The organism is Streptomyces sp. NPDC052016 (assembly GCF_044548445.1).
In the GTDB taxonomy this organism is placed as follows: Bacteria; Actinomycetota; Actinomycetes; order Streptomycetales; family Streptomycetaceae; genus Streptomyces.
Genome location: NZ_JBIUBX010000013.1, coordinates 111368 through 125023, shown reverse-complemented (window position 1 = coordinate 125023; position 13656 = coordinate 111368). Strand labels below are relative to the sequence as shown.

The 13656-nt window shown below is 72.5% G+C and carries 11 protein-coding genes; 3 read left to right on the top strand and 8 right to left on the bottom strand.

What is annotated here, in order from left to right:
• Positions 1-2: 2 nt before the first annotated feature.
• Genes ACIHAR_RS18025 through ACIHAR_RS18000 form a run of 6 tightly spaced genes read right to left on the bottom strand, consistent with a single transcriptional unit; the run spans position 3 to position 5520 of the window.
• Positions 3-848 carry a fumarylacetoacetate hydrolase family protein gene (locus ACIHAR_RS18025; RefSeq protein WP_400020307.1) on the bottom strand — a complete coding sequence of 282 codons (846 nt, stop codon included), beginning with the start codon at positions 846-848 and terminating at the stop codon, positions 3-5.
• Positions 841-1767, bottom strand: a complete 927-nt coding sequence (locus tag ACIHAR_RS18020) for a 3,4-dihydroxyphenylacetate 2,3-dioxygenase (RefSeq protein ID WP_400020306.1) — start codon at positions 1765-1767, stop codon at positions 841-843. Before ACIHAR_RS18020 ends, ACIHAR_RS18025 begins: the two co-directional genes overlap by 8 nt.
• The gene (locus ACIHAR_RS18015; RefSeq protein WP_365462380.1) at positions 1760-3247 is read right to left on the bottom strand and encodes an aldehyde dehydrogenase; all 1488 of its coding nucleotides are present in this window, start codon (positions 3245-3247) and stop codon (positions 1760-1762) included. The genes ACIHAR_RS18020 and ACIHAR_RS18015 overlap by 8 nt, the downstream gene beginning before the upstream one ends.
• A 34-nt stretch (positions 3248-3281) precedes the next feature.
• Entirely contained in the window at positions 3282-4088 is an 807-nt protein-coding gene (locus ACIHAR_RS18010; RefSeq protein ID WP_400020304.1) for an acetoacetate decarboxylase family protein, read from the bottom strand.
• 30 nt (positions 4089-4118) lie between these two features.
• The gene (locus ACIHAR_RS18005; RefSeq protein ID WP_400020303.1) at positions 4119-5327 is read right to left on the bottom strand and encodes an NAD(P)/FAD-dependent oxidoreductase; all 1209 of its coding nucleotides are present in this window, start codon (positions 5325-5327) and stop codon (positions 4119-4121) included.
• Positions 5328-5331: 4 nt separating this feature from the next.
• Positions 5332-5520 (bottom strand): ferredoxin, encoded by a 189-nt coding sequence (locus ACIHAR_RS18000; protein WP_365462374.1) that lies wholly within the window; start codon positions 5518-5520, stop codon positions 5332-5334.
• A 340-nt stretch (positions 5521-5860) separates the two neighbouring features.
• Here ACIHAR_RS18000 and ACIHAR_RS17995 point away from each other — a divergent pair, with 340 nt between their 5' ends.
• Both ACIHAR_RS17995 and ACIHAR_RS17990 read left to right on the top strand, forming a co-directional pair.
• On the top strand, positions 5861-7216 hold the full coding sequence (locus ACIHAR_RS17995) for a glutamine synthetase family protein (RefSeq protein WP_400020301.1): 1356 nt from the start codon (positions 5861-5863) through the stop codon (positions 7214-7216).
• A gap of 267 nt (positions 7217-7483) precedes the next feature.
• Entirely contained in the window at positions 7484-8800 is a 1317-nt protein-coding gene (locus tag ACIHAR_RS17990; protein WP_365462370.1) for a cytochrome P450, read from the top strand.
• Positions 8801-9489: 689 nt separating this feature from the next.
• On the opposite strand, the gene ACIHAR_RS17985 is transcribed toward ACIHAR_RS17990, so the two are convergent.
• Together ACIHAR_RS17985 and ACIHAR_RS17980 are read right to left on the bottom strand one after the other, a co-directional pair.
• Complete coding sequence (locus tag ACIHAR_RS17985) at positions 9490-10959, bottom strand: aldehyde dehydrogenase family protein (protein WP_400020298.1); 1470 nt, start codon at positions 10957-10959, stop codon at positions 9490-9492.
• A gap of 34 nt (positions 10960-10993) precedes the next feature.
• Positions 10994-11740 carry an aquaporin gene (locus ACIHAR_RS17980; protein ID WP_400020296.1) on the bottom strand — a complete coding sequence of 249 codons (747 nt, stop codon included), beginning with the start codon at positions 11738-11740 and terminating at the stop codon, positions 10994-10996.
• 203 nt (positions 11741-11943) lie between these two features.
• Here ACIHAR_RS17980 and ACIHAR_RS17975 point away from each other — a divergent pair, with 203 nt between their 5' ends.
• Complete coding sequence (locus ACIHAR_RS17975; protein WP_365462366.1) at positions 11944-13647, top strand: IclR family transcriptional regulator C-terminal domain-containing protein; 1704 nt, start codon at positions 11944-11946, stop codon at positions 13645-13647.
• The last annotated feature ends 9 nt before the right edge of the window (positions 13648-13656 follow it).

Genomic DNA, 13656 nt, shown 5'->3' with positions numbered 1-13656 from the left:
GGTCAGCGCTTCGGCGGCCTGATGCCCCGGAACTCCCAGTCGCCGCCGAGAGCGGTGGAGAGCACCTCCTCGGACTCCGTGGGCTGGGCGCCGACGTCCGTGCGGATGGCGGTGGGGCCGGTGACGACATGGTTGGTCAGGCGGCCCAGACCCTCGACCTCGACCTCGACGACGTCGCCGGGCTGGACGGGCCGGGAGTTGGCCGGGGTGCCGGACAGCAGGACGTCGCCGGGGCAAAGGGTGATCGTGCGGGCGATGTCGGCGACGAGGTAGTGCATGTCCCAGGTCATCTCGTCGGTGGAGCCGTCCTGGACGACCTCGCCGTTGACGTAGGTGCGCAGCCGCTTCCCGTGGAAGTCCCAGTCGGTGACCAGGCCGGGACCGAGAGGGCACAGCGTGTCGGAGCCCTTGACGCGGAGCATCGAGCCGGCGTCGGTGTCGCGGAAGTCGTGCAGGCCGTAGTCGTTGGCGACCGTGTAGCCGGCGATGTACTCCCCCGCCTCGGCCGGGGAGATGTTGCGGGCCGTCCTGCCGATGACGATGGCGACCTCGCCCTCGTAGTTGAGCCACTTGCAGCCCTCGGGCCGCACGATCGCGCCCTGGTGGCTGTTGAGCGACGAGGTCGGCTTGTGGAAGTAGGTCGGGGTGTCGGGCAGTCCGATCCGGAACTCGTCGACGCGGCTGCGGTGGTTCAGGTGGACGGCGATCACCTTGGAGGGGACCACCGGGGGCAGGTGCTGGGCGTCTTCGATCTTGACGCGACGGCCGTCGCCGGCGACCAGCTCGTCGCCGTCGCGGACGGTCTCCACGGCCGCGCCGTCGAGGAGGATGCGGCGGTACTCAGGCATGGGAAGGCTCCTGGGATGTCGTGGTGGTGCTGCTGCCGGTCCAGCCGTCGGCCGGGCGGTCGAACCAGAGGTGGACCTGGCCGGTGCCGATGGAGTTCTCGTACGCGCCGTACTGGCGGGCCTTGGCGATGCACGCCTGCTCGCCGAGGGCGCCGGCCATCATCAGGTAGTGGAAGAACCTGGCCTCGGGCTTGTACTTCCAGAACTCGTCCATGGTGTCGAGGACCTTGTCGTGGCGGCCCTCCTTGAACCAGGCGATGCGCTCGTGGTCCGCCTCGCGGGCCTCGGGGGTGAAGATGTGCGCCGGGTCGCTGGCCTCGTGGTCCCGCAGCTCGCGCAGGGGCCAGAAGGTGTGCGACAGGGCACCGGAGGCGATCAGCAGCACGCGGCGGCCGGGGGTGGCGGCGATGCCGTCGGCGAGCGCGCGGCCCAGGCGCAGATGATCCTCCATGTCGCCGGTCTGGCAGACGCCGATGGTCACCCAGCGCTTGTCGGGCAGGCCCTCGCCGAGGAACTTCCACAGGTTGATCGTGGCGTAGTAGATCGGCAGGCAGGCGTCGTCGATCGCGGTGATCCAGGTGCCGTGCTTGTCGGCGAAGGAGGCGATGTTGTGGGCGAGTTCGGGGTCGCCGGGGAAGTCGTAGGGCATGCGGCACATGCCGCGCGGCAGTTCCTCGGAGGTGAACAGGCCCGCCCGGCGGTCCTGCGCGGTGACGACGAACTCGACGGTGGTGGCCCAGTGGGAGTCGAGGACGACGACGGTGTCGTAGTCGTCGCGCGCGAAGACGTCCTCGCGGAGCTGCTGGAGGCCGGTGACGAGGGTGATCTCCTTGCCCTCGTTCAACTCCAGCCGGGTCTGCTCGGGCAGCACGATGGTGGGGACGTGGGCGAGCAGCCCCGCCCCGACGATCTCACCCATGGTTCTTCCATCCCTTCGGCGCGGTGACGGTGTTCTTGAGGTCGCAGTAGAAGTCGAAGCTCCAGGTGCCGCCCTCGCGGCCGACGCCGGAGTGGCGGGAGCCGCCGAAGGGTGCCTGGAGGTCGCGGACGAAGAAGCAGTTGACCCAGACGGTGCCCGCGACCAGCTGTGCGGTGACGCGTTCGGCGCGATCGGGGTCGCCGGTGGCGACGGTGGCGGCCAGACCGAAGCGGGTGTCGTTGGCGAGCCGGACCGCCTCGTCCTCTCCGGTGAACGTCTGGAGGGTCAGGACGGGGCCGAAGACCTCCTCCTGGACGATCTCGGAGTCCTGGGCGACGTCGGTGAGGAGGGTGGGCGCGTAGTACTGGCCGTCGCCCCGGTGGCCGCCGATGACCGCGCGGGCGCCGGCCGCGAGGGCCCGCTGGACGAAGCCGTCGATCTTCTCGAGCTGGCGGGGGTGGATGTTGGGGCCGATGTCGGTGGCCTCGTCGCGCGGATCGCCCTGCCGCAGCCGCGCCGCCTTCTCCACGAAGCGGCGGGTGAACTCCTCGGCGACCGGTTCCTCGACGAGGATCCGGGTGGCGGCGAGGCAGACCTGGCCGGCGTTGTCGTACTGCTCGACGGCGAGGTCGACGGCGAGGTCGAGGTCGGCGTCGGCGAAGACCAGCAGCGGGGACTTGCCGCCGAGCTCCAGGCTCAGGGGCGTCAGGTTGGCGGCGGCCGACGCCGAGATGCGCTGGGCGGTCGGCACGGAGCCGGTGAAGCTGATGCGCCGCACGTCGGGGTGGGAGGTGAGGGCGTCGCCGATCTCGGAGCCGTAGCCCTGGACGACGTTGAGGACGCCGGCGGGCAGACCGGCCTCGGCGGCGATGTCGGCGAGCAGCGAGGCGGTGAGCGGTGTCCACTCGGCGGGCTTCAGGATCACCGTGTCGCCGGCGGCCAGCGCCGGGGCGACCTTCCAGGTGGCCAGCATGAGAGGCGCGTTCCACGGGGTGATCAGGACGCAGGGTCCGGCCGGGTCCCAGCTGACGTGGTTGGTGTGCCCGCGCCCCGCGGCGGAGCCGCCCGTGTACGTCGTGAAGTCCTCGTGCTCCAGCGTCAGCAGCCAGTCGGCGAAGAAGCGGAAGTTGTGGGCGACGCGGGGCATGACGCCACGGCGGTGGGAGCGCAGCAGGGCGCCGTTGTCGGTGGTCTCGACGACGGCCAGCTCTTCGAGGCGCTTCTCGACGCCGTCGGCGATGGCGTGGAGGATGCGGGCGCGCTCGGCGCGGGGGGTGGCGGCCCAGCCGGGGAAGGCGGCCTTGGCGGCGGCGACGGCCGCGGCCGCCTCCATCGCGGTGCCCCGGGAGATCTCGCCGAGTGTGCTGCCGTCGATGGGCGAGACGTCGGTGAAGGTCTCGGTGGAGGCGACGCGCTCGCCGCCGATCCAGTGCCGGGTGTCGACGGCGACGCCGGCGACGGTGGTGAGGTGTTCGCTCATGATCGCAGGGCTCCTGGGGTGGTGGGGGGCGGGTTCACTCGACGCCGGACGTGCCGGACTCCAGCAGCCGGCCTCCGTCCCAGACCACGCCGACCTGCCGGTAGTACGCGGCGATCGGCTCGCGGATCTCCAGGCGGGCCAGCTCCTCGGTGGGCGCCTCGAACAGCTCCAGCTCGGCGTCGCCCACCCAGGGCTGTCCGCCTTCGAAGGAGGCGGCGCCGGATTCGATCAGCTCGTCGAGGGCGAGGCCCTCGCCCTTCTCGATGGAGGGCAGCCAGCGGTGGTGCGCCATGGGGTGACCGTTGACGAAGCCGTTGGTCTCGGACGGCTCCCGCAGGGTCACGACGGCCTGGGCCAGGCGCCGGTCGGCGGCGGCGAGGGTCGCGCCGAAGCGGGCGCCGGCCTCGATGCGCGGGGCGGGCCCGTAGGGGTGCGGGCGGGTCTGGTGGATGGAGCCGAGCTTCTTGGGGTAGCCCTGGTGCAGTCCGCGGGCGATGGCGAAGTCCTTGTCGACCCAGATGTACACGCAGCGCGTGTAGGTCTGTCCCCTGTACGTGCAGCGGACGACCGCGAAGGCCTCCTTGTACTGGGCGAGCACCGGGTCCAGCAGTTCGTCGCCCGCGGCGGAGCAGGACTGCCAGTCGGCCCAGATCAGCGCCACCGCGCCGGGGTCCTCGTCGGCGAGCTGGAGCGGCTCGGGCAGCAGCTCGCGTACCCGTGCCGGGTCGGTGCGGTACTCGACGGTGAGCAGGTCGCCGGAGTAGCGCCACGGCGGTGAGGGGATCAGCGACGAGGCACCCGTCGCGGTCTTGGGGTGGAAGTATCCACGGACACGGGTCACTGGGATTCCTTAGGTGGTTGCGCGGAGTGGTTACGCGGTGAGGGCGGGCTGCTCGAGCAGTTCGGCGCGGTGGCGGGCGGCGGCGGCAGCGGCGGCCTGACCGCCGAGGGCGACGACGCCGACCAGCCGACCGGCTGCGTGGTAGCCGACCAGGACGTCCCCGTCGAGGTCGCCGTCCAGGACGCGTACGTCCTCCTTGCCGAGAGCGGGGGCACCGAAGGACTGGAGCCGGAAGTCGTGCTGGTCGCTCCAGAAGGTGGGCAGCGGTGCGAACGGAGCGGGGCCGGCCTCCGTGCCGTTCAGGTGGGCGGCGAGGACGCGGGCGGCGTGCTTGGCGGTGTCCGTGGGGATGCACCAGTGCTCGACGCGGCGGGGCACGCCGTCGTAGCGGGCGTTGGGGAAGCGGGCGACGTCGCCGACGGCGATCACGTCGGGGCGGCCGCCGACCCGGAGGTGCTCGTCCGTGAGGACGCCGTCGGTCAGGTCGAGGCCGTTGCCGTCGAGCCACTCGGTGTTGGCGACGGAGCCGACGGACTCGACGACGACGTCCGCGGCAAGCACCGTGCCGTCGGCCAGGACCACTCCGGTGACCCGGTCGTCGCCTTCGAAGCCGGTCACGCCGGTGCCGAGGGCGAAGCGGACGCCCCTGTGCTCGTGGCGGTCGAGCAGCGCCCTGGCGAGCAGGTCGCCCAGGGGTCCGACCATCGGCAGCGGCAGCGGGTCGACCACGGTGACCTCGGCGGCGCCGAGGGCCACGGCGGTGGCGGCCACCTCGCAGCCGATGAAGCCGGCCCCGACCACGACGACGCGTGCGCCGGGCCGGGTCAGCGCCTCCCGCAGCCCCTGGGCGTCGGCCAGGGTGCGGACGGTGTGCCGGCCGGCGGTGGGCCCGGGGCAGCGCAACCGGCGGGGACGCATGCCGGTGGCGACGACGAGGCCGCCGTACGCCAGCGCCTCGCCGTCGTCGAGCTCGACGATCCGCCGGTCGAGGTCGGCGTGGAGGACCTTCGTCCCCAGCCGCCACTCGGCGTCGGCGACGCTGGCACGGGGCCGGAAGGCGAGCGACTCGAAGGGCGCCTTGCCGGCCAGGACCTCTTTGGAGAGCGGAGGCCGGTTGTAGGGCATGTGGGGCTCGTCGCCGATCAGGGTGATCGGCCCGCCCCAGCCCGCGGCGCGCAGCTGCTCGGCGGCGCGCAGGCCGGCCATGGAGGCGCCGGCGACGACGACGGACGCGCTCACGGGCTCAGTCCTCGATCCGGATGGCCTGGAGCGGACAGACGTCGGCGGCCTCCTCGACCTCGTCGCGCAGCGCCTCGTCGGGGTCGGGGACGTAAGCCAGGCGGCCGGCGTCGTCGAAGCTGAAGACGTCGGGTGCGGCGAAGACGCACTGGCCGTGGTCCTGGCACTTGTTCATGTCGACGACGACCTTCATGGCCGGTCCTCCTGGTACTGAGGGGGCGTCGGGGAGAGAGGTGAAGGGGCCCGGACCGTCGGGGGCCGGGCCCCGGCCAAAGGGGTGGGCTGACGCCGACCCCTGACTCGTTTGGCTTCAAACAACATAGGAAGCGGCGAGGGCCTGGTCAATAGCTATCCGGATGGATAAATTTTTGCGACAGACCCCTTGCGGGAAGGTGGAGGCGTCCATACCGTTTGGCACCAAACAAGCACGGCGTCCTGCGCACTCCCCTCGCAGTCCGAAGCCGCGCCCCCTCCCTCTCCCCCAGCGCTCCGCGCTCCGGGAGGCGCCCCCTTTCCCCCTGGAGGAGACACCGGTGAGCGCATCCGACACCCCGACCGTCCGCCAGCACATGGAGTGGCTGGCCGCCGAGGGCATCGACGTGGTCCGGGTGACCTATCCCGACCTCATCGGCACCGAGCGGGCCCGGGACGTCCTGCTGGACCACCTGCCCTCGGCCGTCGACCACGGCCTCGCCTTCTGCCGCGCCGTCTACCACACCAGCCCCCAGGGCGACGTGGTCCCCGTGGCCGGCGGACTGGACGCCGGCCTGCCCGACATCTGCGTGCGCCCCGACCTGGACACCCTGACCGCCCTGCCGTGGGAGTCCGGCGTCGCCACCTGTCTGGGCGAGGTCACCGACCCGGCCACCGGGCTGCCCGCGCCGGAGTCCCCTCGCGACCTGCTGCGCGCCGTCATCGACCGCTGTACCGAGCACGGACTGCACCCGGTCGTGGGCCCGGAGCTGGAGTACTTCCTGTGTGACGCCGCCCCGGACACCGCCGCGGGCTGGCGCCGCTACAGCGACGCCCAAGGTGTCGTCTACACCGCGGGCCTGCGCGCTGACGACGACAACCACCTGCTGCGCACCCTGCGCCGGCTGCGCGACCTGAACATCGGCGTCAGCAGCGGAAACCACGAGTTCGACGGCTCCCAGTTCGAGATCAACCTGACCCACTCGGACGCCGTCGGGGCCGCGGACCGCGCCTTCCGCTTCAAGGCGGCGGTCAAGGAACTGGCCCGCAAGGAGGGCCGCCTCGCCACGTTCATGGCCAAACCGTTCAACGGCGCGGGCGGATCCGGCTTCCACCTCCATCTGTCCTGCGTGGACGACCGGGGCGACAACGCCTTCGACGACCCGTCCGCCCCCTACGGCCTGTCCGCCACCGCCCGCCACGCGGTGGCCGGCGTCCTCGCCCACGCCCCCGCACTCGCCGCGCTGGCCAACCCCACGGTCAATTCCTACAAACGCTTCGGCCCCGACACCCTCGCGCCCTGGCTGATCGACTGGGGCATGGACAACCGCAGCGCCATGGTCCGCATCCCGCCCGAGCGCGGCTCCGGCTCCCGCCTCGAACTGCGTCTGGGCGACGCGAGCGCCAACCCCTACCTGCTCATCGCGGGCACGATCGCGGCGGCCCTGCTGGGCGTCCTGGCCGGCGAGGAGCCGCCCGCTCCGCTGGAGGGCTACGGCTACGACACCACGAAGGCCGCCGCGCTGCCGATGACGCTGCCCGCGGCCCTGGACGCCCTGGAGGCGGACACCGCGCTGACCGAGGTGCTCGGCAAGGACTTCACCGCCTCCTACCTCTCGTACAAGCGCGACGAGGTCGCCCGCTTCCAACGGCACGTCACCGACTGGGAGTTCACGGAGTACGCCTACCACCTCTAGGGCCTGCCGTCCGGGCCACGCCGCGGACGCGGGATCCGGCACGCACCTCTGCTGCGTAGCCGCCGGTCGTCGATGCCCCGCGTCGCCGCCTCCTTGCCTCGTCCGCCTCCTCCGCCCTTGCAGTCGGCCGCACCAGGCCCCGCTCCCCGGCACCGAGAAAGCGCCGCAGCACCGTCGCCTCCCCGCGACCCGACCCGAACGACAGGCCCCGGCCGCCCGAAGCCATCACCCCGCCGTCACCGCCCAGGACATTCTTAAGGAACCACCATGACAAGCCCCACCCTCCCCGTCGTGCCCACCACCGGCGCCGAGCTGCGCGCCCGCCTCGCCGAGCCGCTGCCGCTCGAACAGGTCGACCTCGCCGACCTCGACCACTTCGCCGACGGCGTCACGCCCTGGCGCATGTTCCACACCCTGCGCCACGAGGACCCGGTCCACTGGCAGCCCGAGGAGGCTCCCAACTCCGGCTTCTGGGCCGTGACCCGGCACGCCGACATCGCCCGCGTCGACCGCGACGCCGACACCTTCACCTCCACCCGGTTCGTCAACCTCGAAGAGGTCGACGACGACCAGATCAAGAAGCGCGCCTCCATCCTGGAGCTGGACGGCGTCCGCCACCGCGCCCTGCGCAGCCTGCTCCAGCGGCAGTTCGGCGCGAGCGTCATCAACAGCTACGCCGACTTCCTGCGCGGCCTGACCGCCACCACCCTGGACGCCGCGCTGGCCAAGGGCACCTTCGACTTCGTCAGCGAGGTCTCCGCCGACTTCCCCATCAACGTCCTGGCCCGCCTGCTCGACGTGCCCCCGGAGGACAACCAGCAGCTCATCGACTGGGGCAACCGCATCATCGGCAACACCGACCCCGACTACGCGGACGTCCTGCTGCACAGCGACGAGAGCGAGAAGTACCGCGACCTGCCGTTCCGCTCCCCCGCCTCCCTGGAGGTCTTCGAGTACGGCCGGGAACTGGCCCGGCAGCGGCGCGGCGGCACCGGCACGGACCTGATCTCCAAACTCGTCAACGAGACCCCGCGCGACGGCGTCCCGCTCTCCCCCCAGGACTTCGACAACTACTTCCTGCTGCTGGTCGTCGCCGGCAACGAGACCACCCGGCACACCATCACCCACTCCATGCTGGCCCTCCTCCAGCACCCCGAACAGCTCGCCCGCCTCAAGGACGACCCCTCCCTGATCCCCACCGCGGTCGAGGAGTTCCTGCGCTGGGCCTCCCCCGTCTACCACTTCCGCCGCACCGCCACCCGCGACGTCGAACTCGGCGGCAAGCAGGTCAAGGAGGGCGACAAGGTCGTCATGTGGTTCGCCTCCGGCAACCGCGACGAGGAGGTCTTCGGCAACCCCTACGACTTCGACGTCACCCGGCGGGACAACGACCACGTCACCTTCGGCAAGGGCAGCCCCCACCTGTGCCTGGGCAACCTGCTGGCCCGCACCGAGATCCGCATCATGTTCGAGGAGCTCATCCCGCGCCTGGCGGACATCCGCCTCGCCGGAGACGTCCCCCGCGTGCGCTCCAACTTCGTCAACGGCATCAAGAAGCTTCCGGTGGAGGTGTCTCTCGCCTGACGCGGTGAGTCAGCAGGACCCGAAGCCCTCGCCCTTCACCGGGCGAGGGCGACCAGGCCCCTGAGCCCGTCCCCGCCGACGAACGCCTCGTCGCCGCGATGGGGCCCCAACTCACCCTGACTCGCCGGACGACGCAGCGCCGGGACCCTTCCCCGTCACCCCCGACCTCACCCACACCGCACGCGCCGTCCTGGGCCCGGCCCCCTGCCGGGTCCTTGCCAGGCTGTCGTCGTCGACCGTGTCCCCGAGCGCGCCCGCAACACCGCCCGGGGCTTCCTCGCCCCCTCATCGGATCGGGCCACTACGCCAACAGCCTGCGGCGCCAGGGCTTCACGGAGGACGACCTCGCACACGGAGGCAGCGACCGCCTCAACGACGCCGTCGTCGCCTGGGGCGATCCCGACTCCATCGGCCGGCGCATCCAGGGCCCACCACGACGCCGACGCCGACGTCGCCCTCCACGCCATCACCACCCACAGCGGCCTTTCCCTGGACCGGTGGCGCGAGTTCGCCCCCTCGTCCGCTGACCCCGGTACTGTCCCGCGGCGGAGGACGGACGGCCGCGGTCATGAGCCGCCGCACCATCACGGCGGCTCCTTCCCACCGGAGCCATGACCGATGGTCATGGTCGGTAGGTCCGCCGACCGGCCCGCCGGTGTCCGCCGACGGGCCCGCCAGGCTCTCGCCCGTCAGATCGGGAAGTGCGCGTGGCCCCTGGCCTGTGCGGTGACCCAGCGTGTGTCGGTGAAGGCCTCGGCGCCGGCCTGTCCGCCGAAGCGGCCGTAGCCGGAGCTCTTCACGCCGCCGAAGGGGGCCTGCGGTTCGTCCGCGATGGACTGGTCGTTGACGTGCACGATGCCGGTGCGCAGACGGCCGGCGACCTCCAGGCCCTTGGCCAGGTTCTCGGTGATCACGCCCGCGGTGAGCCCGTACGGGGTGTCGTTGGCGAGCGCGACGGCCTCCTCGGCGTCGTCGACCACGTGGACGACGGTCGCCGGGCCGAAGATCTCGTCGTAGTAGATCTTCATCTTCTTGGTGACCCCGGTGAGGACGACCGGGCGGATCAGTGTGCCCGGTTCCTCGATCTCGCCGGTGCCGGCGGCCAGTCGCGCGCCCTGGGAGACCGCGTCCGCGACGAGTGACGCGACCCGGCGGGCGGCGGCCGCGTTCACGACCGGGCCGACCGCCGTGCCCGGGACGCTCGGATCACCGCAGGGCAGCGCCCGGACGCGGGCGGCGAACTTGGCGGTGAACTCGTCGGCGACCGCGCGGTGGACGACGACCCGGTCCACGCACATGCAGATCTGGCCCGCGTTCATGAAGGAGCCGAAGACCGCGGCGTCCACCGCGTAGTCGACGTCCGCGTCCTCGAGCACCAGCAGGGCGTTCTTGCCGCCGAGTTCGAGGACGGCCGGCTTGAGGTGCTGGGCGGCCTGGACGCCGATGGTGCGGCCGACCTCCGTGGAGCCGGTGAAGTTGACCATCCGCACCCGGGGGTCGGCGATCAGCGCGGAGACCACCCCGGCCGCGTCGGCGCGGTCGTTGGTGACGACGTTGAGCACGCCCGCGGGCAGTCCCGCCTCGTGCAGGACGTCCGAGATCAGCAGGCCGCAGGCGATCGGCGCGTCCTCGCTGGGCTTCATCACCACGGTGTTGCCCATCGCGATGGGCATCGCCACCGCGCGGACGCCGAGGATGACCGGCGCGTTCCACGGCGAGATCGCGGCGATCACCCCCTTGGGCACCCGCACCTGGGCGGAGTGGACGCCGTCGGCGTCGGTGGCGAGGATCTGGCCGGTCGGGCGGCTGACCTCGGCCGCCGCCTCCAGCAGGATGTCGGCGGCCAGGTGGGCGTTGAAGCCCGCCCAGGGGGCGACGCCGCCGACCTCCATGGCCATGAGCCGTACGACCTCATCGGTGCGCTCGGCCATCAGTTGCGCGGCGCGCAGGAAGACACGGCGGCGTTCGGCCGGCTTGGTCGCGGCCCACGCCTCGAACGCGGCGTCGGCGGCGTCCACGGCACGGCGTACGTCGTCCGGGGTGCCCGCGGCGACCTCCGCGCAGACGGCGCCGGTCCAGGGGTTGATGTCGGTCGCGGTGCGGCCTGAGGAGGCGGGGACCTCCTGGCCGTTGATGATCAGTCCTCGGGAGATGGACACGAAGTGCTCCTGTGGGGAAGGGGGACGTGAGGGCTCAGGCCTCGGCGGGCGCGGGTGGGAGGGCGGTGGTCCGGCGGGTGCGCAGGGCGCGGTGGGCGAGGCCGACGAGGGCCGGGGCGACCACCGGCGCGATCATGTAGTTCCAGAAGTGCTCGTACGTGCCGGAGAGCAGGGCCGGGCCGAGGGCGCGCGCCGGGTTGATGCTCGCGCCGGTCACGGTGCCCAGGGTCGCGACGACCACGCCCACGCCGATGCCGATGGCCGCCGGGATCAGCGCCCCCAGGGAGGGCCTGGTCATCAGCAGCGCCACCGCGACGAACACCGCGGCGAGCGCGGCGCCCTCGACGAGGAACAGTTCGACCGCACCGGTCCCGGGTGCGGGGTGCACGGCTCCGTGTCCGACCTGACGCACGGCCCCGCCCCACACCAGCCCGGCCAGCGCGGTGCCGGCCACGGATCCGGCGAGCTGCGCGGCGACGTACGGGAGGACGGCGCGGGAGGGGAAGAGGCCGCTCGACCACAGGAAGACGGTGACGCCGGGATGCATGTGGCCCCCGGATCCGCGGCCGGGCGGCGAGTACATCAAGCCCGCGATGAGCGCGGCGACGGCGAGTCCCGCGGTGGCGAAGAGGGTGCGCGGGTCACCGATGGCCAGCGGCGACCCGGGGTGGGCCAGCCATCGGATCAGGCTCACCACGGTGAAGAGAAGCACCGTGGTCAGCGCGAACTCGTACGCGCTGTGCCGGACGAGATCCGCGCGGCTCTGGGCGGAAGTGCTCATGGGAGTCCTCGGGGCAGGGGCAGCCCGGCGGGATGCGTCCCGCAGCACACCGGACCGTCGTCTTTTGCGCTGAGTGAACTTCTCTTCATTCAGCGAGTGCGCCGAGTCTGTGCGATCGCCGGGACGCTGTCAATGGCCGGTAGCGTTCTCCGAGACGGGTACGGCCTCATGCGCCGGGAAGCCGACGAACAGGAGGAAGTGCCATGGCGCCGGGCGTTTCGAGGGCGGCACCGACGGCATCGGCGCCGGCGAGTCCCGCGACGGGCGACTCTCCGGCGGAAGCAGCCGGCCCGCTGGAGCGTGGACTGGCCGTGCTGCGACTCGCGGCCGAGGCCACCCATCCGCTGCGCCCGGGCGACCTCGCCCGCGCGACCGCCCTGGCGCGTTCGACCGTCGACCGGATCACCGCGACCCTGACCCACCTCGACTACCTGCGCACCGTGGGACGCGACCTCGTCCCCGCCCCGCGCCTGATGGAATTCGGCAACGCCTACCTGCACGCGAGCGGCATGTCCCGCGCGCTGCGGCCGAGCCTGGAGCGGCTGGCCCGCGCCCTCGACGAGTCGGTGTCGGCGATCGTCCTCGACGGCTGCGACGCACGCATCGTCGGCACGGCCGTCCCGCCCGGCCGGATGATTCCCCTGGGCTTCCGCGTCGGCGACCTGCTGCCCGCCGAGCGCTGCGCGGCCGGTGCCGTACTCGCCGGCGGATGGCAGCCCGACACGTACGAGGCATGGCGGGCCCGCCGTGCCGCCGACCCCCTCGACGAGAACTTCCCGGCCGTTCCCGCGCGCCGCGCCGCTGTGCCTCCCGAGCGGACGGAGACCGACTTCGCCGCCTGGACCGCGGCGGCCGACGCGCACGGCTGGGCGCTGGACGACCAGTTGGTCGCCCCGGGCCTGGTCGCACTGGCGGTCCCGGTGCGCGACCCCGACGGCCGGCCCGTCTGCGCGATCAGCGTGCTCGCGCACACCAGCCGCCACAGCGGCGACGAACTGCGCGAGTACGCACTGGCCACGATGACGGAGGAGGCCGGGCGCATCGCGGACGCGTTGTACGGCACCTCGGAGGAAGCCGTGGTGCCGCCCGCCGCCCCCGCCTACACCGACGCCAAGCCCGAACTGGGACCGTCCTTCCTGCAGGCGCTGGCCAGGGGCCTCGCCGTCCTGACCGCGCTCGGCCGGCAGCGCGGCGGACTCACCCTGGCCGAGGCCGCCGAGGCCGCCGGGCTCTCGTATCCCAGCACCCGCCGCAACCTGCTGACGCTCCGTCAACTGGGCTACGCGGAACAGTCCGGCCGGCGCTACCTGCCCTCACCACGGGTCCTGGAGCTCGGATACGCACGGCTGTCCACCCTCACCCTCGCCGACATCGCCCAGCCCCATCTGACCGAACTGGCCGGACGAGTGCGGGAATCGGCCTCACTCGCGGTCCTCGACGGCGCCGAGGTCCACTATGTGGCCCGGGCCGCCGCCGAACAGATCACCAGCGCCCGGATCGCACCCGGCACGCGGCTGCCCGCGTACGCCACCTCCATGGGCCGGGTCCTCCTCGCGGACCTGCCCGGGGCGGAACGGCTGGAACGGATCGACGCGCTGAGCCCCCGGGCCCTCACCCCGCACACGCTCACGTCGCGCCACGCGCTCGCCGCCGAACTGGACCGGGTCGCCCGCGAGGGACACGCCCTGGTCGAGCAGGAGCTGGAGGCGGGGCTGCGCTCGCTGGCCGTACCGGTGCGGGACCGGAGCGGGCGAGCCGTCGGAGCGGTGAACATCGCCCTGCACGCCGGTCCCGAGCCGCCCGAGCACACCAGGGACGCCCTCCTGCCCGCGCTGCGCGCCTGCGCCGCCCGAATCGAGTCGGACCTGGCCGTCACGTTCACCGACACCCCTGTCCAGACCGGCTGACCCGTCTCC